This window comes from Vreelandella sp. 2A-K22 (assembly GCF_054065485.1).
The window spans coordinates 101,846-125,664 of the sequence record NZ_JBSUGC010000006.1 but is presented as its reverse complement, the minus strand read 5'-3'; the positions used below and the strand labels follow the sequence as shown (position 1 = coordinate 125,664).

General features: G+C 55.8%; 20 protein-coding genes. 16 read left to right on the top strand and 4 right to left on the bottom strand.

Features of this window, described 5'->3' with window-relative positions; genetic code table 11:
- The first annotated feature begins 52 nt into the window (after positions 1-52).
- From ACW17M_RS09935 to ACW17M_RS09890, 10 genes are all read left to right on the top strand, one after another.
- Positions 53-943, top strand: a complete 891-nt coding sequence (locus ACW17M_RS09935; protein ID WP_009287276.1) for a carbohydrate ABC transporter permease — start codon at positions 53-55, stop codon at positions 941-943.
- 29 nt (positions 944-972) lie between these two features.
- The gene (locus ACW17M_RS09930) at positions 973-1,839 is read left to right on the top strand and encodes a carbohydrate ABC transporter permease (RefSeq protein WP_427768658.1); all 867 of its coding nucleotides are present in this window, start codon (positions 973-975) and stop codon (positions 1,837-1,839) included.
- Positions 1,840-1,851: 12 nt separating this feature from the next.
- A complete protein-coding gene (locus tag ACW17M_RS09925) occupies positions 1,852-3,003 on the top strand; it encodes an ABC transporter ATP-binding protein (RefSeq protein ID WP_027959777.1) in 1,152 nt (383 codons plus the stop codon).
- Positions 3,000-3,683: an HAD family hydrolase gene (locus ACW17M_RS09920; RefSeq protein ID WP_144810231.1), complete on the top strand. Its 684-nt coding sequence runs from the start codon at positions 3,000-3,002 to the stop codon at positions 3,681-3,683. The genes ACW17M_RS09925 and ACW17M_RS09920 overlap by 4 nt, the downstream gene beginning before the upstream one ends.
- A gap of 13 nt (positions 3,684-3,696) precedes the next feature.
- Positions 3,697-4,482: an L-iditol 2-dehydrogenase gene (locus ACW17M_RS09915; protein ID WP_427768662.1), complete on the top strand. Its 786-nt coding sequence runs from the start codon at positions 3,697-3,699 to the stop codon at positions 4,480-4,482.
- Positions 4,483-4,489: 7 nt separating this feature from the next.
- On the top strand, positions 4,490-5,110 hold the full coding sequence (locus tag ACW17M_RS09910) for a nucleoside/nucleotide kinase family protein (RefSeq protein WP_427768665.1): 621 nt from the start codon (positions 4,490-4,492) through the stop codon (positions 5,108-5,110).
- 101 nt (positions 5,111-5,211) lie between these two features.
- Positions 5,212-6,717: a mannitol dehydrogenase family protein gene (locus ACW17M_RS09905; protein ID WP_457547332.1), complete on the top strand. Its 1,506-nt coding sequence runs from the start codon at positions 5,212-5,214 to the stop codon at positions 6,715-6,717.
- Entirely contained in the window at positions 6,717-8,204 is a 1,488-nt protein-coding gene (xylB, locus tag ACW17M_RS09900) for a xylulokinase (RefSeq protein ID WP_027959772.1), read from the top strand. Before ACW17M_RS09905 ends, xylB begins: the two co-directional genes overlap by 1 nt.
- A gap of 20 nt (positions 8,205-8,224) precedes the next feature.
- On the top strand, positions 8,225-9,178 hold the full coding sequence (tal, locus tag ACW17M_RS09895; protein ID WP_414122470.1) for a transaldolase: 954 nt from the start codon (positions 8,225-8,227) through the stop codon (positions 9,176-9,178).
- 91 nt (positions 9,179-9,269) lie between these two features.
- Positions 9,270-10,112 carry a fructosamine kinase family protein gene (locus tag ACW17M_RS09890; protein ID WP_414122468.1) on the top strand — a complete coding sequence of 281 codons (843 nt, stop codon included), beginning with the start codon at positions 9,270-9,272 and terminating at the stop codon, positions 10,110-10,112.
- 18 nt (positions 10,113-10,130) lie between these two features.
- Here ACW17M_RS09890 and cynS read toward each other — a convergent pair whose 3' ends face one another.
- The gene (gene cynS, locus ACW17M_RS09885) at positions 10,131-10,571 is read right to left on the bottom strand and encodes a cyanase (RefSeq protein ID WP_233973737.1); all 441 of its coding nucleotides are present in this window, start codon (positions 10,569-10,571) and stop codon (positions 10,131-10,133) included.
- Between the two features lie 44 nt (positions 10,572-10,615).
- Entirely contained in the window at positions 10,616-11,428 is an 813-nt protein-coding gene (locus ACW17M_RS09880; RefSeq protein WP_009287282.1) for a formate/nitrite transporter family protein, read from the bottom strand.
- A gap of 364 nt (positions 11,429-11,792) precedes the next feature.
- Here ACW17M_RS09880 and ACW17M_RS09875 point away from each other — a divergent pair, with 364 nt between their 5' ends.
- The 5 genes from ACW17M_RS09875 to ACW17M_RS09855 all read left to right on the top strand — a co-directional run bounded on the left by ACW17M_RS09875 (position 11,793) and on the right by ACW17M_RS09855 (position 20,823).
- Entirely contained in the window at positions 11,793-13,724 is a 1,932-nt protein-coding gene (locus ACW17M_RS09875; RefSeq protein WP_051052014.1) for a sigma 54-interacting transcriptional regulator, read from the top strand.
- 225 nt (positions 13,725-13,949) lie between these two features.
- Entirely contained in the window at positions 13,950-15,413 is a 1,464-nt protein-coding gene (locus ACW17M_RS09870) for a TolC family outer membrane protein (RefSeq protein WP_009287284.1), read from the top strand.
- 77 nt (positions 15,414-15,490) lie between these two features.
- Positions 15,491-16,762, top strand: a complete 1,272-nt coding sequence (locus tag ACW17M_RS09865) for an efflux RND transporter periplasmic adaptor subunit (protein ID WP_027959769.1) — start codon at positions 15,491-15,493, stop codon at positions 16,760-16,762.
- On the top strand, positions 16,762-19,950 hold the full coding sequence (locus ACW17M_RS09860) for an efflux RND transporter permease subunit (RefSeq protein WP_027959768.1): 3,189 nt from the start codon (positions 16,762-16,764) through the stop codon (positions 19,948-19,950). Before ACW17M_RS09865 ends, ACW17M_RS09860 begins: the two co-directional genes overlap by 1 nt.
- A 186-nt stretch (positions 19,951-20,136) precedes the next feature.
- Complete coding sequence (locus ACW17M_RS09855; protein ID WP_027959767.1) at positions 20,137-20,823, top strand: hypothetical protein; 687 nt, start codon at positions 20,137-20,139, stop codon at positions 20,821-20,823.
- Between the two features lie 55 nt (positions 20,824-20,878).
- On the opposite strand, the gene ACW17M_RS09850 is transcribed toward ACW17M_RS09855, so the two are convergent.
- A complete protein-coding gene (locus ACW17M_RS09850) occupies positions 20,879-21,808 on the bottom strand; it encodes an alpha/beta fold hydrolase (RefSeq protein WP_457547331.1) in 930 nt (309 codons plus the stop codon).
- Positions 21,809-21,884: 76 nt separating this feature from the next.
- Positions 21,885-22,496: a TetR family transcriptional regulator gene (locus ACW17M_RS09845; protein ID WP_039859306.1), complete on the bottom strand. Its 612-nt coding sequence runs from the start codon at positions 22,494-22,496 to the stop codon at positions 21,885-21,887.
- 206 nt (positions 22,497-22,702) lie between these two features.
- Here ACW17M_RS09845 and ACW17M_RS09840 point away from each other — a divergent pair, with 206 nt between their 5' ends.
- A complete protein-coding gene (locus ACW17M_RS09840; RefSeq protein ID WP_009287287.1) occupies positions 22,703-23,734 on the top strand; it encodes a succinylglutamate desuccinylase/aspartoacylase family protein in 1,032 nt (343 codons plus the stop codon).
- Positions 23,735-23,819: the final 85 nt, after the last annotated feature.

The following is a 23,819-nucleotide window of genomic DNA, read 5'->3' as shown; positions in this document are numbered from 1 at the left end:
CCTTGGCTAACCCGGCAGGCATTGCCCCCACACTGTTTCTGCAGGTATTTCCATGAATAAAACACGTGCTTCTGGCCGGACGGTCGGCGGGCTACGGACGCTTTCGCTTCAAGCGCCTGCTGTAACGTTGCTATTGCTTTGGATGATTGTGCCACTGGGTATGACGCTATGGTTCTCCTTCCAGCGTTATAACCTGCTAATGCCCGGTATGACTGGCTTTGCCGGGTTGGAAAACTATGAATACCTTCTCACCGACCCTGCCCTATGGGCCGCTATGGGCAACACGCTGCTGCTGGTGGGATGGGTACTGGCGATTACCGTGGTGGGCGGTACCCTGCTGGCGGTGCTGTTTCAGCAGGAGTTTGCGGGGCGCGGGATCGCTCGTGTGCTGGCGATCTCACCTTTTTTTGTAATGCCCACCGTAAGTGCCCTGGTGTGGAAAAACATGATGATGCATCCCTCTAACGGGGTGCTGGCGTGGCTGTCTGAGTCCATTGGCCTGCCCGCTGTCGATTGGTTCTCCTCGCTACCGCTGACGTCGATTGTGATCATCGTTGCATGGCAGTGGCTGCCATTTGCACTGCTGATTCTGCTTACTGCCATGCAATCGCTGGATGAGGATCAGGTGGAAGCGGCGCGGATGGACGGCGCAGGGCCGGTGGCGATTTTCTTCTTTATCACTCTGCCGCATCTAAAGCGTGCCATCAGCGTGGTGATCATGATCGAGATGATCTTCCTGCTGACCATCTTTGCCGAAATTTTCGTCACCACCTCCGGTGGGCCTGGCTTGGCGACGACCAATCTGGCTTACCTGATTTACATTCGTGCGTTGCTGGATTTTGACGTAGGCACTGCCTCCGCCGGTGGGGTGATTGCGATCATTCTCGCCAATATCGTGGCGATCTTCCTGGTTCGTATGGTAGCCAAGAATCTGGAAGATTAGACCGGCACTTGTGTCTTGGGAGTACTTCGATGACAACATTAAGTTCCAAAACCGCAGCGCCACGCTCGGTGTCAGGGTGGCGGTCGGCGCAAAGCAAGCGCATCTTGCTGACACTTTTGGGGTGGTCGGTGGCGCTGGTGATCTTCTTTCCGATTTTCTGGATGATCCTGACCGGCTTTAAAACGGAAACAGCGGCGATTGCCGACCCCTCGCTGATTTTTTCGCCCACCTTAGAGAGCTACCAGGACGTGCACGCGCGTTCCGGCTATGCACGCTTTGCGCTCAACAGCGTTGCGGTGGCATTTGGCTCAACGTTCTTCGCGCTGCTGATTGCGATTCCTTCAGCCTACGCCATGGCCTTTTTGCCCACTAAACGCACCAAAGGCACGCTGCTGTGGATGCTCTCTACCAAAATGCTGCCCTCGGTGGGTGTGCTGGTGCCGATTTATCTCATTTTCCGTGACGTTGGGCTGCTCGACACCCGCACCGGGTTAATCATCATCTATACCCTGATGAACCTGCCGATTGTGGTGTGGATGCTCTACACCTTCTTCAAGGATATGCCCAAAGACATTCTTGAAGCAGGGCGTATGGACGGCGCCTCCACCGTCCAGGAAGTGTTCTTTCTGCTGCTGCCGCTCACGCTGCCGGGTATCGCCTCAACGGGCCTGCTATCGGTCATTTTGAGTTGGAACGAGGCGTTCTGGAGTCTCAACCTAACGACCTCAAGTGCTGCGCCGTTAACCGCCTATATCGCCTCATTCTCAAGCCCTGAGGGGCTGTTCTGGGCCAAATTGTCCGCCGCTTCCACCATGGCGATTGCGCCGATTTTGATACTTGGTTGGATGACCCAAAAACAAATGGTACGTGGCCTGACCTTTGGTGCCGTCAAGTAAAGGATATTCCTCATGGCAACACTACAACTGAACAATATTACCAAGCGTTTCGGCGACACCGAGGTGATCAAGGGCATCGACCTTGAGGTCAATGACCGAGAGTTTGTGGTCTTCGTTGGTCCCTCCGGCTGCGGTAAATCGACCCTGATGCGTATGATCGCCGGGCTGGAAAGTGCGACCGACGGTGATATTTTGATCGACGGACAGCGCATCAATGACGTCGGCCCCGCCGACCGTGGCCTCGCCATGGTGTTTCAGAGCTACGCGCTTTACCCGCATATGACGGTCGAGGGCAACATGGGCTTCAGCATGCGCCTGGCCGGGGTGCCCAAGGAGGAGCGACGCGCCAAGGTGCTGGAGGCGGCCAAGATTTTGCAGCTGGAGCCGCTGTTAGACCGCAAGCCCAAAGCGCTCTCCGGCGGTCAGCGCCAGCGGGTGGCGATTGGTCGGGCGATTGTGCGTAACCCCAGCATCTTTCTGTTCGACGAGCCGCTCTCCAACCTGGATGCCGCGCTGCGGGTGCAGATGCGTATCGAGCTGGCGCGTCTGCACGATGAGCTGGACGCCACCATGATCTACGTCACCCACGACCAGATCGAAGCGATGACCATGGCGGATAAAATCGTTGTGCTCCACGACGGCGTGGTCGAGCAGGTGGGCTCGCCCATGGCGCTCTACCATCATCCGCGCAATCGCTTTGTAGCGGGTTTTATCGGCTCGCCGAAAATGAACTTTCTGTCGGTAACGCTGACCAGCGTTTCGCCTGAAGGCGTGGGGATTCGTATGCCCGGCGGCGGTGAACGCAGCGTGCCGGTGGACGGTCAGCACCTGGAGGCCAACGCCCCTCTTGAGCTGGGTGTTCGCCCGGAACACTTAGTGCTCGAAGAGCAGGGGCCCCTGAGCGGCGAGATCAAAGTGCTGGAGCGGCTAGGTGGTCAAACCTCGCTCTATGTCCAGATGGACGACGAACTGATCACGATTATGGCCGATGGCGACGTGGCCTATCGGGTTAACGATACGGTGCATTTCGGCTTTGCCCCCGAGCGCGCCCACCTGTTTGACGCTGGCGGCCTGGCCTTGCCCAGCTTGCAACAGCATCCCTTGGCAGGGCTAACCCGACACGATAACCGCGCGCCCGGTTCGCCTTCTGAGGAGCCTGCATGAGGACACTCATCTTTGACTGTGATGGCGTGCTGGTCGACAGCGAGGCGCTGGCTGAAGGTACGCTGGTGGAGTACCTCTCCCGCTGGCTGCCCGATCTGAATATCGACCAGGAACTAGGCCAAGCGCTGGGGATGACCACGGCGGCTATTCTTGCTCATCTTGAAGCGTTAAGCGCCCACACGCTGCCGTCTGATGCCACCGAGCAGGTGGATACTGCTATCGAGGCCCGTTTGGCGCAGGAGCTTAAAGCTATAGACGGCGCCGACAAGGCGATTCGTGGCATTACCTTGGAAAAGGCGGTGGTTTCCAACAGTCGACGCAGTCGTGTATTGGCATCACTGGCAAGCACAGGGTTGGCCGATGCGTTTGGCGAGGTGCCTATTTTTACCGCTGATCAGGTAGCGCATCCCAAGCCCGACCCCGCACTCTACCGATTGGCGGCATCCCATTTAGGCCAAGTGCCGCGTGACTGTCTAGTGGTAGAAGATAGCGTGGCCGGGGTGACGGCCGCCCGTGCTGCAGGTATGTGCGTGATTGGGTTTATCGGCGCCAGCCATGTGGATGTTGATCAAGCGGCGCGCCTTACTCAAGTCGGTGCCTGGCGTATTTTAGAGCATATGCACGGCCTGGAAGCCTTGGTGGACGAGTGGCAAGCCAAGGCTTCCAGCTGTTCGCCTTAACGAGAGCATGACGATGAAACTAACCAATAAAATCGCGGTGATTACCGGTGGCGCGCGGGGTATCGGCCTGGCCATTGCCCAGCGTTATTTAAGCGAAGGCGCCAGCGTGGTAGTGGCGGATATCGATCGGGCCGCTATCGATGATGCTTTAGCGACGCTGCAGCAGCAGGCGCCTGCCGAAAAAGTGATGGGGGTCGAGCTGAACGTCTGCGATCAGACATCGATTGACGCCATGGTCAAAACGGTAATAGAGCGCTTCAGTGGTATCGATATTTTGGTCAACAACGCTGCCATCTTTGATATGGCGCCGGTGCTTGAGGTGACCGAGGAAAGCTTTGATAAGCAGTTTGCGGTCAATACCAAAGGTATGTTTTTTACCCTGCAGGCGGTTGCCCGTTCGATGGTGGCCCGTGGTCAGGGGGGCAAAATTATCAATATGGCCTCCCAGGCAGGTCGCCGCGGTGAAGCCCTGGTAAGCGTTTATTGCGCCAGCAAAGCGGCTGTCATCAGCCTTACCCAATCCAGTGGTTTGGATCTCATCAAACACCGCATCAACGTCAACGGCATCGCCCCGGGCGTGGTGGATACGCCGATGTGGGAAGAGGTCGACGCGCTGTTTGCCCGTTTTGAAAACCGCCCGCTCGGTGAGAAGAAGCGCTTGGTGGGCGAGGCGGTGCCGTTTGGGCGTATGGGGCTTCCCGAAGACCACACCGGTGCGGCGCTGTTTTTGGCCAGCCAAGACAGTGATTACGTTGTTGCCCAGACACTCAATGTCGATGGCGGCAACTGGATGAGTTGAGGTGGCCATGACCCCTGATCTTGATACTTTAGCCCATCAGATTATTCGCGCCGCCGAAGGCGCCTCACGCTATCTAGTCGCGCTGGCAGGGCCGCCGGGGGCGGGGAAGTCCTATCGCAGCGCCCAGCTCTGCGATGCCATTAATCAGCACCTGCCGGGCCAGGCTGGGCTAGTGCCCATGGATGGCTATCACTTCGATAACGCTGTGCTGGGTGAAGAGCAGGTGCCGGTAAAAGGGGCGCCCCATACCTTCGATGTAGAGGGGTTGCGCTGCGACCTCGAGCGTATCCGCCAAGGGGTTCATCCGGTAGCTGTACCGGTTTTTGACCGCCCACTGGATCTAGCCCGCGCCGGTGGACGACTGATCACCCTTGAACAGCGCATCGTCATTGTCGAGGGCAACTACCTGCTGCTTGACCGCTCCCCCTGGCGTGAACTGCGACCGCTGTTCGATTGGACGCTATTTCTAGACGTCGATGACGTCGTGTTGGTCGATCGGCTGATCAATCGCTGGCTTGAGATGGGCCAGGATCGCACCGGTGCACTGGAGCGCACCCACCACAAAGACATGCTTAACGCTCAATTAGTGAAGAGTTGCTGTTTACCGCCTGACCAGCGCTGGCGCTAGTACTTTGTGTTAGCCCCTTTGTGTTAACCCATTGATAGCGTCACTTGTTACCTGCCTTTATTCACCCCATCGCGCCAAGAAGGCCTTGGCTGGAGAGTCCCATGACCCGACTTAACAATCACAACCTGGGCAAGCTAACCGACGATGTTGCCAAATCTAATTACGTTGCCAAACCTCAATATGACCGCAAGACGCTCACCCCCGGCATCGTACATATTGGGGTAGGCGGCTTTCACCGCGCCCACCAAGCGATGTATCTGGATGCATTGATGAACCAGGGCGAAGCGCTGGATTGGGGCATTGTTGGTGTGGGCGTGATGCCCGGCGACAAACGCATGCAGCAGGCACTGGCAGCGCAGGACTATCTCTATACCCTGGTGGTCAAACACCCCGATGGCAAGTATGAGCCACGGGTCATTGGTAGTATGGTGAATTACCTATTTGCACCGGAAGGCACTGAGACAGTTATCGAGCAGATGGCCGATCCGGCGATTCGCATTGTGTCATTGACGGTGACCGAAGGCGGTTACAATTTTCACCCGGTGAGCGGCGAATTCGACCTCGATAACCCCCAGGTACGCGCCGATCTTGCTAACCCCACCCAGCCCACCACCAGCTTCGGGCTGGTGGTGGAAGCGCTCGCCCGCCGGCGTGCGCGGGGTATCCCGCCATTTACCGTGATGTCTTGCGATAATATTCAAGGTAATGGCGATGTAGCCAAGCGTATGTTTGGCGCCTATGCCCAGGCGCGGGACGCCGAGCTAGGCGCCTGGGTTGCAAGCGAAGTGGCGTTCCCCAACGCCATGGTGGATCGTATTACCCCGGTGACGTCGCCTACGGATATTGATGAACTGAATCAGCGCTTTGGCGTAGAGGACGCCTGGCCGGTGGTCTGCGAACCCTTCACCCAGTGGGTGTTGGAAGATCACTTCCCCCTAGGACGTCCGGCGTTTGATAAAGTGGGTGTCCAAGTCGTGGAAGATGTCGAACCCTACGAACTGATGAAGCTGCGCCTGCTCAACGCCAGTCACCAGGCATTGACCTACTTTGGCTATTTAGCCGGATACCGCTACGCCCATGAGGTGTGCCAAGATCCGCTATTCGTTGATTTTTTACTGGGCTATATGCGTGAAGAGGGCACGCCGACCTTGGCGCCGGTACCGGGGGTTGATTTGGAAACCTACCGATTAACGCTGATTGAGCGCTTCGCCAACCCGCAAATCAAAGATACCCTGGCACGGCTTTGCGCCGAGAGCTCTGACCGCATTCCTAAATGGCTAGTGCCGGTGATTCGCCAACAGTTGGCCCAGGGTGGTGAAGTAGAGCGCAGCGCCGCCGTGGTGGCCAGCTGGGCGCGCTACGCTGAAGGGGTCGACGAGCAGGGCCAGACCATTGAGATCGTCGATCGCTTGAAAGCGCCGTTAATGGCGATTGCTGCCGAGAACCGCCAACGGCCAACGGCCTTTATCGAAAACCGCGAGCTGTTTGGTGACTTAATCGACAGCACTCGCTTTGTTGAAGCCTATTTAGCGGCCCTTAGTTCACTGCACGAACGTGGCGCACGCGCTACGCTAGAGGGTCTGGCGTCGTCCAAAGGAACAGTGTGATGTATATCGGGGTGGATTGCGGTACCCAAAGTACCAAAGTAGTGGTGGTAGACGTTGAGCGAGGCAAGATTCTCGCTGAAGCAAGCCGTCCTCACCGCTTGGAAGAGGGCGAAAATGGCCGCCGGGAGCAGGCGCCTGCGGAGTGGTTAGCCGCATTGAAAGCGGCGTTTTTTGCCGCGTTGGATAAAGCCGCTGTATCGGCTAGCCAAGTGCGCGGCATTGGTGTCTCAGGCCAACAGCACGGCATGGTCGCGCTCGATGGCGAAGGCGTGCCGGTCTATCCCGCCAAGCTGTGGTGCGATACTGAGACCAGCGCCCAGAATGCCGATTTAGTTACCCGCCTGGGCGGCGAGCCGGGCTGTTTGGAGAAGCTGGGGCTGGTGCTACAAACCGGCTATACCGCGTCTAAAATCGTTTGGCTGCGCGAGCATCATCCGGATGCGTATCGGCGCATCGAGAGCCTGCTGCTGCCCCACGACTACCTTAATTTCTGGCTCACCGGCGAACGGGTCACTGAGGCGGGCGACGCCTCCGGTACTGGCTACTTCGATACCCGTAAGCGTTGCTGGCAGCTGGATGTTTTTGCCGAGATGGCCCCAGAATTAGACCCGGCGCGGGTATTGCCCCGGGTGCTGGAAGCCCATGAACCGGTAGGCTTTGTACGCCCGGCCGTGGCCCGCGAGCTTGGGCTTGGCGACCAGGTTGTCGTCTCCTCCGGCGGCGGTGACAATATGTTGGGCGCCATTGGCACCGGCAATATTACTCCAGGGCTGATCACGCTGAGTTTGGGCACCTCCGGCACCGTTTGCGCTTACTCGGCTAACCCTGTTGAATGCGATAACGCCATGGTCGCCAACTTCTGTTCCAGCACCGGTGGCTGGCTGCCGCTGATCTGCACGATGAATGTTACTTCGGCCACCACGCGGGTGCGCGAACTGTTTGGCTTGGATCTGGCAGCCTTTGGCGAAAAAGTAGCCAGCGCGCCGATAGGCGCCGAGGGCGTTACCGTATTGCCGTTTTTCAACGGTGAGCGAGTGCCGATGCTGCCCGACGCCTCCGCGGACTTTCTTGGCCTGACCAGTCTGAATACCACCCAGGCTAATTTGTGTCGGGCCGTGGTGGAGGGGGCCACTTTCGGGCTACGCTATGGGCTGGAATTGTTGGGTGATTTAACCGCCGGCGCCAGCCAGATTCGTTTGATCGGTGGCGGCGCTAACAGCCCCGTTTGGCGCCAGATGGTCGCGGACATTACCGGTACCCAGGTGATTTGTCCTGAGATTACCGATGCGGCCGCGCTTGGCGCCGCAATACAGGCGGCCTGGTGCGACCAGCGTTCAGAGGGCGTAACCCTGGAAACGCTGTGTGAAAGATTAGTCCACTTGGATGCGCAGTCACTTGCTGACCCCCATCCTGAGCGAGTGGCCGCGTACCAACCGATTTATATGCGCTACTGCGCAGCACTTGAACAACGCCATGGCGGCGCTTAAACGCATACCAAGGAGATTTTATGACTAGCCAGCTGCAACAGTTAAAGCAACATTCGCTTGTCGTCGCCGACACCGGTGATCTTGAGGCTATTCGCCGCTATCAGCCGCAGGATGCCACCACTAACCCGTCACTGCTGCTCAAGGCGTTTAGTCTGCCCGGTTATCAAGCGCTGATCGACGAAGAGCTGAGCAATGTAAAAGCCTCGGTTGGCAGCCGTGAAGAGCAGGTCAAGCATGCCGTTGACCGCTTGGCGGTGGCCATGGGCAGTGAAATTTCCGCCGTTGTACCGGGGCGTGTTTCCACCGAAGTGGCGGCCCGTTTGTCTTTTGATACCCAGGCCAGCATTGCCAAGGCCCACGAGTTAATCGAGCTGTACGATGCCCGTGGCGTGTCACGTGACCGCGTGCTAATCAAGCTGGCGTCTACCTGGGAAGGCATTCGCGCCGCCGAGGTGCTTGAACGCGAAGGTATTCAGTGCAACCTGACGCTGCTGTTCAGCGATGCCCAGGCTCAGGCCTGTTTTGATGCCGGAGTGTTTCTGATTTCACCCTTCGTAGGCCGCGTGACCGATTGGTACAAAAAAGAGACCGGCAACGACTACACGTCGGAAAACGACCCGGGCGTTCAGTTCGTGCAAGGCGTTTGCCAACGTGCCAACCAGGGCGGCTACGACACCGTGGTAATGGGCGCAAGCTTCCGTAATACCGGGCAGGTACTTGCATTGGCAGGCTGCCCACGGCTGACCATTTCGCCTGCATTACTGGAAGAGCTGGATGCCACCGAAGGCAGCGTTGCTGCGCAAATTCAAGCGGGTGAAGGCAGTGGCAAGCCTACCGAGCCATTGAACGAAGCCGCTTTCCGCTGGGGCCACAATCAGGATGCCATGGCCAACGACAAGCTGGCCGATGGCATCCGCCGCTTCCACGACGACCAGCTTGAGTTAGAAAGCCTGATCGATAAGCGGTTAGGCTGAAATATAAGCTAGCCCATAGCTTAAGCGCGTCGGGACTAGGGGGCCCCTAACCCTGACGCCGTTATACATTCGGGTACAGGGAGAAAGCCTTATGGATGCCACCCTGAGCCAACTGTTGGAATCTATCAAATTAACCCCCGTCGGCGGTTTGCAGTCGCTCAGTGGGGGTGACATTGCTGCTGTATACCGCCTGGAGACCCGTCAGGGGCAGGTGGTGATTAAACACGACGATACGGCGCGGCTGCGTGGCGAAGCCGAAGGGCTGCGTGCGTTGCATGGTGCCTGTTCATCGCTGGTAGTGCCAGAGGTGTTAGGTTTGGCAGAAGGCTGGCTGATCATTGAGTCATTGGACACCGTGCCCGCTGGGCAGAAGAGCGAAGCGGCGCTTGGCGAAGGGCTGCGCGGTTTGCACAGCGTGATTGGCGATGCCCACGGCTGGCATCAGGATAACGCTTGTGGGCGCACACCCCAGCCGAATGCCCCGCTCAGCGACGGTCGAGCTTTCCAGCGCGAGCGCCGCTTGCTCCCTCTGTGTGAGGCATGCCACCAGCGTGGGCTATTGGACAGCGAGCTGCGTGGCCGTATCGAACGCTTGGCCCACGATTTGGAGCGCTGGCTGCCCGATGCACCGCCCAGCTTGCTGCACGGTGATTTGTGGTCAGGGAATGTACTCTTCACTACAAAAGGGCCGGCGATCATCGATCCGGCTGTGTATCGCCACTACCCGGAAGTGGACGTGGCGATGCTGACGCTATTTGGCTCGCCGGGAGAGGCATTTTTTGACGCCTACTGGAACGGCGACGCCCCGACCAGCTGGCCGAGGCGTGAAGCTCTGTTTCAGCTTTACCCACTGTTGAATCACCTGGTGCTGTTCGGTGCCGGCTATCGTTCTGCGGTTGAACGCTGCGTGGCGAGGCTTGAGTCCTTCGCCTGACTTACCAGGACTTACGTTTTACCAAGATTTATAGGGCAAAAACTTACCATTCAAAGTTAATAGTACCCGGTCGCCTTTGGGGTCTTCGATTTTGTCGACCTCCATGGTGAAATCGATGGCGCTCATAATGCCGTCGCCAAATTTCTCCTGCACCACGTCTTTTAGGGTCTCACCGTACACACCGACGACTTCATAGAGGCGGTAGATAAATGGATCCTGGGGGATCGCTTCATCCCAGGCTTTAGTGGGAAAGGCCACTAAAGCCTCTACCGCATCGCTCTCCACGCCAAGGGTGTCACACAGCTTAGCGGCAACTTCTTGGCTGGCGCTGTTCATGCCGTAACAGGCGGAAGCCACCCATACCGGCGACATGCCGACCGCTTTGCCAATATCTTCCCAGCTCATTTTTTTACGCGCTTTGGCGGCGAGCAGGGTGTGACGCATTTCGAGTTTATCCATTAGGGTTTCTCCTATAAAGGGGGCTTTGGCCTATTAGGCTGTGATCAAGACAGCACCTTTTTGGGCTGAGTACGGACGTGGGTGGTATAGAGAACCAAGCCAACCAGGGTTAGGCCGCCTACCAGGTTACCCAGTACCGTGGGGATTTCGTTCCACATAATGTATTGATACAGCGTGAAGTCAGCGCCCAGCATGAGGCCAATTGGGAACAGAAACATGTTGACCACTGAGTGCTCAAAACCAAGGTAGAAGAAGACAATAATCGGCATCCACATGGCCATGATTTTGCCGGAAACCGTTGTGGAAATGGCCGCGCCCACCACGCCCATGGATACCATCCAGTTGCAGAACATGCCTCTCAGGAAAAGCACAATCCAACCGGCAAGCCCCGCCTCCTGATAACCCACCGTGCGGCTTTCACCAACGGCCATCATCGTTTGGCCGACAGCGTTGATCTCCTCTGTGCCGCCCATGGTGAAATTCAGGTAGCCGAAGGTGGCGATAAATAGGGCGCCCCCAAGGTTGCCAAGCCCTACCAGAGCCCAGCACTTCAGCATGCGCGGCAGTGTCACTCCGGGTCTTTTGTCGAGCCATGCAATTGGCACCAGCATAAAAACCCCGGTGAGCAGGTCATAGCCCATCAGGTAGAGCATCACAAAGCCCACGGGGAAGAGTAGTGCCCCAATCAAAAAGTGGCCTGTTTGCGTCGCGATGGTGATGGCAAAAATAACCGCCAACGCCAGAGTCGCTCCTGCCATAAAGGCGCGGATAAGCGTATCCCGGGTGCCCATATAGACTTTTGACTCACCCTGATCCACCAACTTGGTGACAAATTCACTGGGCATTAGATAAGACATAAATATGTCTCCTGTGTCATTTCGGTTAATTAACGCCTAACCCAAGAGTTTTAGTGTTTCCTGATAGGAGCAATAAATAGGAGCAATAAAACCGATGGCTGCGCCGTCCTGGTGCAAAAGAGATTAAGCGTGTGGCGCTATCGCACTATCCACCCATCCAGTGCTATTTGTGTGCCAACTCGCGCATATGATTTCTAATATTTTGTTTTGAATGGATTAATTTATTTTTTAGAGGATGTTTTTGGAGCGTTTAAGGTGTTACGAAATATCGTAAACTACGATATTTCGTTGTTTTAGTGACGAAATGTCGTAACTGGCGCGGTAATTGAATGGTGATGGGACAACTCATTTGAGACCGACACTAATGGATGAGCCTGAACGTCATCACGCTTTTGCGTTGATGGGTGGCTTTTCGCCTCTGGCGATGATTTTGGTCGATCCGTTTGCCGACCAACTGCTCGCTGCGAATTATGCCGCTTGCGCGCTGCTCAATATTGATGAAGCAATGCCTTTGGAGGCACCGTTTAGCCATCGCTTGGGTGCTTCGCTGTCACTATGGGTGAGCTTCACCGATGAAGCGCTAACACACAAAGCGGCCTGGTCGGATGACCTGGTGATGTTAGATATGCTGCGCCAGCCGTATCGAGTTGAGGTTTATGCTCAGCGTATCGACGACTCTTCACAGCTGTTGCTGACGCTTATAGACCGCAATAAAGCTGAGCAGCGGCGAGCAAAAGCGGAATTAGGCCGCCAGCACCGCCAGGGTGAGGTGGGTTGGCAGCGGGTCGAGCAGGTATTCGAGCGGATTGAAAAGCAGAACCAACTGATTCTTGGCGCAGCGGGCGAGGGGATTTACGGTCTGGATGCCGAAGGCAAAACAACCTTCGTTAATCCTGCCGCCGAGCGAATTCTGGGCTGGAGTACCGAGGATATGGTGGGCCACGACGCTCACCTGATGTTCCACCACACCCACGCCGATGGCAGTCACTTCCCGGTGCAGCAGTGCCCTATTCACGCCTCGTTTAGCGATGGTCAGGTGCATCATGTCGATAACGAGGTGTTCTGGCACAAAAATGGTGAGGCAATTCCCGTTGAGTACACGAGTACACCGATTTTTGAAATGGGGCGTTTGGTCGGGGCGGTGGTGCTGTTTCGTGATATTCGTGAGCGCAAGCGTGCTGAGCAGCAGTTGCGCGATGCCCTTGCTGAGGTGGAGTCACTCAAGCAGCGCCTCGAACTGGAAAATGAGTACCTCCAGGAAGAGATAAAAGCGGAGCTAAATCATCGCGATATTGTCGGCAATAGTCCGGCAGTGGCCAAGCTGATTCAGCAGATTGAGCTGGTTGCGCCCACCAGCGCCAACGTGTTGATTAGCGGCGAGTCGGGCACCGGTAAAGAGCTGATTGCCCGCGCCATCCATGCGGGGAGTACGCGCAGTGATCGACCGCTGATCCGCGTGAACTGTGCGGCTATTCCCCGTGATCTGTTTGAGAGTGAGTTTTTTGGCCATGTAAAAGGGGCCTTTACCGGCGCGGTGCAGGATCGCCCAGGGCGTTTTGAGCTTGCCCACGGCGGCACGTTATTTTTGGATGAAGTCGGTGAAATCCCCCTGGAGCTGCAGAGTAAGCTGTTGCGGGTGCTGCAGGATCAGCAGTTTGAGCGCGTAGGCGATAACCGTACCCGCGAAGTGGATGTGCGGGTGATTGCCGCCACCAATCGCGAACTGCGCGACATGATCGATGCGGGCCACTTTCGTGAAGATCTCTATTTTCGACTCAATGTGTTTCCTATTGATTCGGTACCGCTGCGCAAGCGGATTGAGGATGTGCCGCTACTGGCGCGGCACTTTTTACAGCGTGCCTGCCTGAAATTTAATAAGCCGGGAGTGCGCATTCCCCCCGCCCAGTTGGAGATTCTGCAGCGCTACCCATGGCCAGGCAACATTCGTGAACTGGAAAACATCATTGAGCGCCAAGTCATCGTGACCCAGGATCGACGCTTAATGTTTGATGACCTGCTATCGGGAGAGCCGTCGCGCTCGATGGGGCGTGCTCAACCAATGCCGACGTTGCGCCACACCGGCGGAGAGCAAAGTAAAGCAACGCTGCTGACTGAGCAGGCGCTGAGCCAACGTCGGCGGGCGAGCACGATTGCCGCTCTGGAACAGGCGAGAGGTAAAATTTCTGGGACCGGGGGCGCGGCAGAACTGCTTGGTATTAAACCCACTACGCTGGCCTCGCGGCTAACTAAATGGGGTATCGATGCGCGGGAATTTCGTAAAAGAGCGCCGCATTAATCGCCAAACCACCATGCTTTGGACTAAGGTAAGTTGGATGCGACTTGACAACAGGCTGCACACATATTTATAGATTGTTCAAGGCTAGCATACATACATGAATGTAACTATAATGCTCATCTTTCTGAATGGCTTAACGTGCGAGTGGCTTAATTTTCTGCAGGACAAGCAGGTTGAGAGACTAAGCGCGTTTACCATCTGACGCTGATACCTAGAGGCAATCCCATGCGACTGGCACACTGGGCAGTCAATGCCCCTTTACGACCCCTACTGTTAGCGGTATTTACTGCTTCTTTTGTATTGCCTGCTCAAGCCGCCGACCTCATCACGATTACCCGTGATGCGTTGGATAATAACGCTGAGCTTGCTTCGGCGCGCTCGGAGTATTTGGGTGTTGAAGCAGGCAGAGACGTTGCCCGCGGTGGGTTACTCCCCCAAATTAACGCCTCGGGCACCGTGGCGCATAACGAGCAATATGAAAGTCAGGGTTCATCCCGAGCGGGAACAGGGGCTGGAACGGGTAATGTGAGCGCTGGTGATGACCGTTACAACACCGTAGCGCTCACCCTCGAAGCCACCCAAGCGCTTTATGATGAGGTCACGCGCCGCCAAGTCACTCAGGCCGAGCGGCAGATTGACCAGCAGGTATACCTGCTGGCAGCTACCGAACAGCAGCTATTAATTGACGTGGCCAGCGCCTATTTTGATATTTTGCGGGCTTATGAAGTCCTCGAAGCGCGTTTTGCCCAAGAGCGAGCCATTGGCCGTCAGCTTGAACAGGCAGGCGAACAGTTTGAGGTCGGTTTGATTGCGATTACCGAAGTCGAAGAGGCCCGGGCTACCTTTGACCAGTCCCGTGCTGATCGCATTGCCGCAGAGAGTAATCTGCAGGTGGCATTTGAGGCACTAGAGCAGCTGACCGGCCAGCGCTACGCCAGTATTGAAGCGTTGGGCGACAGTATGCCAATCGCCCTCCCGGAACCCAGCAACCGCGACTACTGGGTAGAGCAAGCCATTGAGCGCAATCCTCAGGTATTGGCGCAACAGGCGGGGATTGAGGTATCACGCAGCGGTGTGGAAATTGCCCGTGCGGGTCGTTTGCCCACCCTTTCAGCCTTTGGCAACTATCAGTATGGCGACAGTGATATTGATAACACCACTGGAAATGACTCCTCTAGCCAAGTAGGCATACGCGCTAATTTACCCGTCTACACCGGCGGCAGTACCAGCGCCAGCATCCGCCAGGGGACTTATCAACTTGAAAGCAGCCAGTATGATTTCGAGTCCCAGCGTCGTTCGTCAATTCAACAGGTTCGCTCTCTGTACACTCAAGTCAGCAACGATGTGGAAACTGTCGAGGCTCGCGAGCAGGCCATTGTATCCAACCAAAGTGCGCTGGAAGCGACGCGCGCCGGTTACGAAGTCGGCACCCGTAACATCGTGGACGTTTTGAACGCTGAGCAGAATTTGTATAACGCCATCGCCAACTACGCCGAGGCTCGCTACGACTATGTCGTTAACCTGCTCTCACTGCGTCAGCAGGCCGGGCGCCTGGATGTAGACGCCATTGAAGAAGTCAATGCGTGGTTAACCGGCGATGAGGTGAATTTCACCTTGCCCGAAAGCGGTGGCAACGACCGCTATGAGTCCGCGCTCAACATCGGTGCACCGCCCCAACCTGGCACGTAATGGCTTGTCGGTTGGAAGTGATTCAGGTGCGCATGTGCTATCGGTCACCTTAAAAAAGATATATGGGAATGCAACGTATGAAGAAGATGATTCACTCACGCCGAGCGAGTCTGGTGACGCTAGTAGCTGCGCTGGCACTTTCAGCCTGCGGTCAAGAACAAGCCGAGGCGCCTCAACAGGGTGCCCAGCAAGAAGCTCCACCTCATAAGGTCGAAGTGGCCGAAATGGTGCGTCAAGATATACCGTTGGATAAGTCGTACCCCTCACTGCTACGCAGTGATGATGAAGTCACTTTGGTGGCCCGAGTCAATGGGTTTCTGGAGGAACGCCACTTTGAACCCGGCCAGTTGGTGGAGGAGGGGGATCGTCTTTACACCATCGAGCCCGATCTTTACCAGGCCACGGTCAATCAGCGTGAAGCCGATTTACAGAGCGCTCGTGCCGAGCTTGCCCGCGCCCAGCGTGATGCCCAGCGTTTCGAGCAGTTATTAAGCCAAAACTCAGTGAGTCGCCAGCAGTATGATCAGGCGTTGGCCGACCAACGAGTAGCTCAGGCGAGCGTCGCCCAAGCAGAAGCCGCTTTGACCAGTGCCAACCTGGATTTAGGCTATTCCCAGGTGACGGCTCCTGTCTCAGGCATGATCGGTTTGAGCCAAGTTAACGTGGGCAATTTGGTGACTTCGGGTACGGAGCTGGCTACGATCACCCCGCTGGATCCGCTGGAAGTTCGTTTCCAACTGCCTCAGCGGGATGCCTTTGAGCTGCGTCGTCAGTTGAGTGACGGCGGTGATACGTCGGATATTCGTGCGCGGTTGAGCATTCCTGGCGTGAGTGGCGGCAGCGATTCCGAATTAGAAGGGCATTTGGACTTCCTGGGCTCTCGAGTCGATAGCGGCACCAGTACCGTGCAGGCATCCGCAACCTTCGAAAACCCTGAGGCGACCGTACTGCCCGGCCAATTTGTACGTGTACGCATCGAGGGCCTGAAGCGTTTTGATGTGATGGCAGTCCCGGAAATTGCCGTTACCCAAGGGCTAATGGGCCCGCAAGTGTTTGTCCTGGATGACGAGGACAAAGCCCGCGAAAGGACTGTTTCATTGGGCGAAGTGGCTGGCCCATGGCAGTTGATTCGTGAGGGGCTTGAGCCGGGGGAGCGTGTAGTGGTCGGCGACCCCGCTGGTTTAGAGCCGGGTATGGTGATTGATCCTCAGCCGTTTGCTGGTAACGCTGAGGACATCGTTGAAGATGTGGAGCAAGAAGAGGCCCAACAGCAGTCTGAAGCGGCAGAGACAATGGAAGAGGGGGCAGGTGATGACCAGCCCGCTGAAGGAGAAGAGGGTGCGCAATAATGAACTTCTCTAACTTCTTCATCAGCCGCCCGATATTTGCCACGGTATTGGCGATTATCGTGACGTTGGTGGGCGTGATGTCCATGCGTATTCTACCGATTGAGCAGTACCCCAGCGTGGTGCCGCCGACGGTATCGGTGCAAGCGCAGTTCCCTGGGGCGGACGCTGAAACCGTTGCGCAAACGGTGGCGGCTCCCATCGCCGAAGCCATTAACGGCGTTGAGAACATGCTTTATATGACCTCCAACAGCGCCGATAACGGCCTCATGAGCTTAAGCGTGGCGTTTGACATCGGCACCGACGGCGACATTAACACCATCAACGTCAACAACCGGGTTCAGGGAGCGCTTTCGCAGTTACCTGAGGCCGTGCAGTCACAAGGTGTCACCGTTGAGCTGCGCTCTGACTCGATTTTGATGTTTATCGCGTTGACCTCGCCTGATGGCGACTACGACAACATCTATATGCAGAACTACGCCACCCTTAACGTGCTTGATGAACTGCGCCAGGTGCCGGGTGTGGGTAATGCCGAGGTGTTGGGCGGCGGCGAGTTTGCCATGCGTATCTGGATGGATCCGGATAAGTTGGCCCAGTACGACCTGACGCCCAGTGAAGTGGCCAGCGCGATTAGGGCACAAAATACTGAAGTGCCTGCGGGCAATTTGGCATCGACGCCGCAAAGTGAGCCGCGTGCGTACACCTATACGATTACCGCTGGCGGCCGCCTTAATAATGTCGACGACTTCCGTAATATTTACCTACGCACCAATAACGACGGCTCTTCGCTACACTTGGAAGACGTCGCGCGTATTGAACTTGGGGCATCTTTTTACGGGGTTGATGCGCGTTTGAACGGCTCAACCATGACGCCGATTATTATTAACCAGCAGCCCGGTGCTAACGCGCTGGAAACTGCGCAGGGTGTGCGGGATACCATGGAGGAACTGGCCGGTCGCTTCCCGCCCGGGCTTGAGTATGTTGCCCCTTATGATACCACCCTGTTTATTGATGCCTCCGTGGAAACGGTGCTCCACACCTTTATTGAAGCCTTTCTGATCGTTATCGTCATTCTGTTTATTTTCCTGCAGAACTGGCGTTTCACCGTGATTGCCATGTCGGTGGTGCCGGTTGCGGTCGTAGGTACCTTCGCAGGCTTCTACATGTTTGGTTTTTCAATCAACTTGCTGACGCTATTTGCCTTGGTGTTATCGATAGGGATAGTGGTCGACGATGCCATTCTTGTAGTGGAAAACGTCGAGCGCGTGCTGAGTGAAGAGGACGATATCAGTGTACGCGACGCGACTATTCGGGCGATGAAAGAAGTCGGCGGGCCGGTGATTGCGACCTCGTTGATCATGGCAGCCGTGTTTGTACCCGTGGCTTTCCTGGGCGGCTTTACCGGGCAGATTTACCAGCAGTTTGCAATTACCGTGGCGATCTCGGTGGCCATTTCGGCGTTAATGGCGCTGACCTTTACCCCTGCTCTGTCAGCGATTTTTATCAAGCACAAAATCGCCGGTGCCGGGCAGTCCAAATTCAAACGCGCCCTAAATACACCGCTACGCCTGTTTGACCGACTGTTTGCGGGGATCACCGCTGCCTATATGTGGGTCGTAAAAGGCTTGGTACGGTTTTGGGTATTGGCATTAGCGCTCACGGTAGCGACAGGGGTTGGTTCCTACTGGCTCTACGCCAATACGCCTTCAACGCTGGTGCCGGAAACCGATCAGGGGGTTGTGCTGGTCAGCGTGTCGCTTCCTGACGCTGCGTCGCTGGATCGCACCCAGCGCTATATGTCAAAACTCAGTGCAGCGATTGAAGATATTCCCGGTGTGGAATATTCCTCCGCGGTGGCGGGCTATGACATTTTGTCGAGTTCCGTGAATACCGCTCGGGGGGTAATGTTTATCAATCTAAGTCCTTGGTCTGAGCGTGATTTGACTGCCACCGAACTTGTAGGGCGCATTATGGGGTTGGGCGCCAGTATTGATGGTGGTTCCGCGATGGCCTTTAACTTGCCACCTATCATGGGGCTTTCGACCACCGGTGGGTTTACCGGCTACTTGCAGTCCTTTGATGGTGCATCGGCACGTGAGCTGTATGAAGCATCGCTGCAAATCATGCAGAAAGCTAACCAGCATCCTGCCTTGAACCGGGTATTTACAACGTTCAACGTTAATGTCCCGTCTTATCGTGCCAACATTGATCAGCAAAAAGCATTAAGTTACGGCGTGGCGCTGGAGAACATTAACTCGGCTCTGGGTAATACCTTTGGTAACGGCTTTGTGAACTACTTCAGCTATCAAAACCGTAATTTTCAGGTCTATCTACAAAACGAAGATGAATTCCGGAAGACGCCGGAAGACGTCAGCAGCGTTTACGTGCGTGGCGGAAATGGCGAACGTATTCCGCTCTCTGAATTTGTCGAGCTTGAGCGCCAAACCGGTCCGTCGGTAGTGTCCCGTTTCGGCGTTTATGCCGGTGCAATGTTCCAGGGTGAGCCAGCTGCTGGTTATAGCTCAGCTCAGGCGATCGAAGCAATGAACGAAGTCGTGGAGGAAGCGCTGGGCAGCAACTGGGGCATGGGCTGGACGGGGACCGCATACCAAGAGTCCAATATGGGCAGCGCCGCGACGCTAGCGATTGTCTTCGGCCTATTGATGGTCTTCCTGATCCTGGCGGCTCAGTATGAGAGTTGGTCTTTACCGCTAGCGGTATTGACTGCAACGCCTTTTGCTTTCCTGGGGGGTATTGGCGGTATCGCGTTGCGCGGGCTGGACACCAGTGTGTATGTGCAGATCGGCATGTTGGTGGTGGTCGGGCTTGCGGCGAAGAATGCCATCCTGATTGTTGAATTCGCCGAACTGCAGCGTAAGGAGCAGGGAAAATCAATCCGTGAAGCGGCGATTACAGCAGCAGAGCTGCGCTTTCGCCCCATCGTGATGACCTCCCTGGCATTTATCTTTGGTACCTTACCGCTCGCATTGGCGACCGGTGCCAGCGATGTGAGCAGTCATCACATTGGTACCACGGTCGCCATGGGTATGTTCTCAGTTGCCACTTTGGGCAGCCTGTTTATTCCCAGCTTCTACGCCATGATTGCAACCGTTTCTGATTGGCTAGGTCGCAAGATGAAAGGGAATAGGCATGATAGCTCACAGTCGGCACTTGAGCATGACAAAGCCTAGTCCTTAGCGATTAACCACCATCAAGAACAGGCGGGTGCTATCTTCGGATGGCACCCGCTTTTTATTGCGGTCACGATAATCAAGCTAGCTGACTAAGATCAAGGTAGAGGTGGCGCCCAAAAGCTAATCTGGACTAAGCTGGAAGTAACAATACATCACCGGCTAAGTACCGGGGGAGGCGCCATCATGAACGATCTACTGCACGCTGCTACGCAGTTTCCGACCATCGTCTTTACGTTGCTACTCGGGTTGTTGGCTCTTTACTGGCTGTTAGTGATTATCCGTTTAGCCCCTCTGGAGCTGTTTGAACGCGATAGCCTCAAAGAAGACCATCTCGCCAGCACGCTGGTTTCTCTAGGCTTCGCTGGGGTTCCCGCGACGCTGGCCTTGACGGTGATTCTGACCATTGCAGCAGTGCTTACATTGGCGATCGAACTACTGGTATTGCGGTGGCTACCGCTTGGCTTGATACGTATACCGGTAGGGGTGCTGGTGCTATGGGCTACGCTGGTGGTTGCTTCGCCTTTGGCGGCGATGCTCTGCCAGGCCTTGCACCGTGGGCTGCACCGTTATCGCCCCTTCACGCGCCGCTGTTTACTGGGGCAAACGGTGGTGGTGACTGAGCGCGAAGGTACTGGTGGGCAGGCGTTCGCAGTCATTGATAATGAGCCCAATAGCAGGGTCAAACTGCTGAGCAAGCACGATGCCCTACCTGTACAGGGGGAGCGCCGAGTGCTGGTGAAGTACTTACCTGAAGAGGGCGCCTATCGCAGCGTCTCTGAGAAGGCGTATCTCGAAACGCGAGTTCGTTTGAATAGACTGCGGCTAAACCAGAAAAATCGCCACTCAACCCATTACTCCACCTCCCACTAATACGACGTTCTATCTGAAGGGCGTCACCGGGAAGCCTAAATGCTAGGCATCCCGGTTATTTCCAACGCCGCCACTGCTGTGTCAGCCACTGCACTGCACGCTGCCAGACAGTGGCGTTTTGCGTCTTATTAACGGAGGTAGGACGAGGTGCGGGGCGGTTTAAAAAGTCGTGAATGGGGTCTACCTGTGCTGGTTTATCCAGCATGGGCGCATGACCACAGTCAGGCACTGTAAGCGTCACAAGCTTAGGCTGTGCTTCGGTCATCCGCGGTAGTGTTTCCGGGTCTAAAAGTGTGGACTCCTCACCGCGTATCACCATCGTCGGGCAGCGAATGTTCGCCCAGTCTGCCCACATGTCGCGCGGCGTATCGTGTACAAACTGCTCGCCGATGCGCGGATCAAAGTGATACGTCCAACTACCATCCGGTAACCGACGGGCACTGTTGAGCGCTAGTTCGCGCCATGCGGATTCACCGGTAATACCGAAACTAGCGTAGTGCTGATTGAGCTCTTGTTGGAGTTCGCTGAAGTTAGAGAAGCGGTGGGTAACGCCGAAATAGCTGGAGAGACCAATAAGACCCTGCGTGTTCAGCTCGGGGCCCACATCGTTAAGAATCAGCCGGGAAATACGCCCACTGTGTTGTGGGTCAGCGGCGATCAACATACCTAGCAGGCCACCCATCGAGGTGCCCAGCCAATCGATGTAATCGAGTTCAAAGTGGTCAAGCAGTGCGATTGCTACTGTCACGTAATGGCTATAAAGGTAGTCGTGAGCAGGGAAAAGCGACCAGCTTGATAAGCCGCGGCCCGGGGTGTCTGGGGCGATAATCCGCCATTCACTGCCGAGTTCCCGCGCCAGCGCGCTAAAGTCGCCACCGTGACGAGCAAAGCCATGCCAGGCGATCAAAGTGCGGGGGGCAGTAGGGTTCCAAATGCGTACGGCGACTTCTAATTCGCGTATGCGAACAAACTCCAAGGCATCCATAGGGTACTCACACGGCTAGAACAGTGGGGCCAGTATAAGCATACTTGCTGCATTGCAGCGAGAGTGGGTGCAATGTTTAACGCTGCATCATGCGAATAGAGGTATCAATCAGCTCGCCACCGCGTTCCCGAATCGAAAAAGCTCCGGGGTTACGTAGCCAGTCGTGGAACAGGCCTCCCAGCATGGACTGCATCAAGCGCGTTGCAATTTCGGGGCTAAGGTCTTCGCGCAACAATTGTTGCTGCTCAGCGAGCACAAAGACATTCAGCATCTCTTCAAAACACTCGTTGCCGATCTGCTCCTGCATGTCGAGCGGGTTAATATCGCTGAAGAACTCGCAGCGATGCAGCAGGATGGAGAGTATTCGCTGATAAGAAGGTTGCTCAAGGCGCACTAAACCCGCATGGCAGGCTAGTCGTATAGACTCCAATGGTGATAATTCGGCGTCGGCTTTGTCGACCTCATCCATCAGCGATTGGAAGGGCATACGCACCTGTTCAACCAGCGCCATGAACAGGTCGCCTTTGTTTTTAAAGTGCCAATAAACGGCGCCGCGAGTAAGGCCTGCATGGCGAGCAATTTGCTCTAAGGAGGTGCGCGCCACGCCCTTGGCAAAAAATACCTCTTCAGCAGCTTCAAGCAGTGCTTCTCGTGTAGCAGCCGCTTCTGCTTTGGTCTTTCTTGCCATGGAAATGCAACCTCATTATCGACACAGTATGGTCATATTTTAACCTAAGAGGGAGAACATTTACATTCAAAACTGTATGGTTAAATGAGCCATCTCATAACGTGGGTTAACAAATTCGTCATTTCACGACTGAAAGCGTATAAACAGGCAATGAAACTGGCCCTAATGTCGTGAGCAAAACGAATTAAAAAAACAGGACAGAAAGCATGGCGCGAGCTCCTTTTCAGCTGGGCGAACATACCATTATGCCCGGCCAACGCTTACAAGTTGATGTGCCGGTGGCGCGCTTATATACCCATACGCCCCTGCATATTCCTGTCGAAGTCGTTCATGGCCGTAAGGATGGACCAGTGCTGTTGGTATGTGGTGGCATTCACGGCGATGAAATCAACGGCGTGGAGATTGTCCGCCGGGTACTGCGCGCGAAAGCGATTAGTAGTATCCGCGGTACCTTGATCGCTGTGCCGGTTGTAAACGTACTTGGTTTCTTGCAGCAAACCCGCTATTTGCCTGATCGGCGTGATCTAAATCGCTGTTTTCCAGGCAGCGAGTCGGGGTCACTTGGCGGCCGTATTGCAAATCTGTTTCGCGAACAAATCGTCGATCACGCTACCCATATTATTGACCTACATACCGGTGCAATCCACCGCACTAATCTGCCGCAAATTCGTGCCCAGCTCCGTCCTGGAAGCGAAACCGAGCGTATGGCCGATGCTTTCGGTGCGCCCGTAGTGCTAAATGCGGAACTGCGTGAAGGTAGCCTGCGCCACTACGCTCAGAACCGCGGGATTCCAGTGCTGACCTATGAAGCCGGCGAGGCGCTGCGTTTTGACGAGTGGGCGATTGCCCCAGGGGTTCGCGGTGTGCTGCGAGTCATGCGCCGACTAGGCATGCTGACCGGCGAACAACGCCGCCGCACGCCAGCACCCGCGGAGCTTGCCAAAGGGTCAAGCTGGGCTCGGGCACCTATCGACGGCATTTTGCGCCCCAAGGTGCGCCTAGGCGCCCGCGTTGCGAAAGGCGAGGTGCTGGGCAAAGTCGCTGACCCTTTTGGCAATGATGAAGGCGAAGTGCGCGCCGCTGCCGACGGTATTGTGATTGGCATGAGTCGCTTGCCGCTGGCCAATGAAGGAGAGGCGCTATTCCATATTGCCCGTTTTGATGAAATTGATGAGGCAGAAACGGCTATTGAGAGCTTTAACTCAAGCTTGGTGCCGCCACCTGATTCGTTTTATTAATCGTAGTTCATAACTCAACGCTATCGCTTCAATAGTTAAGGATTAGCTACTATAAATGGCAAGTCAGTAGCCATTTGACTATACC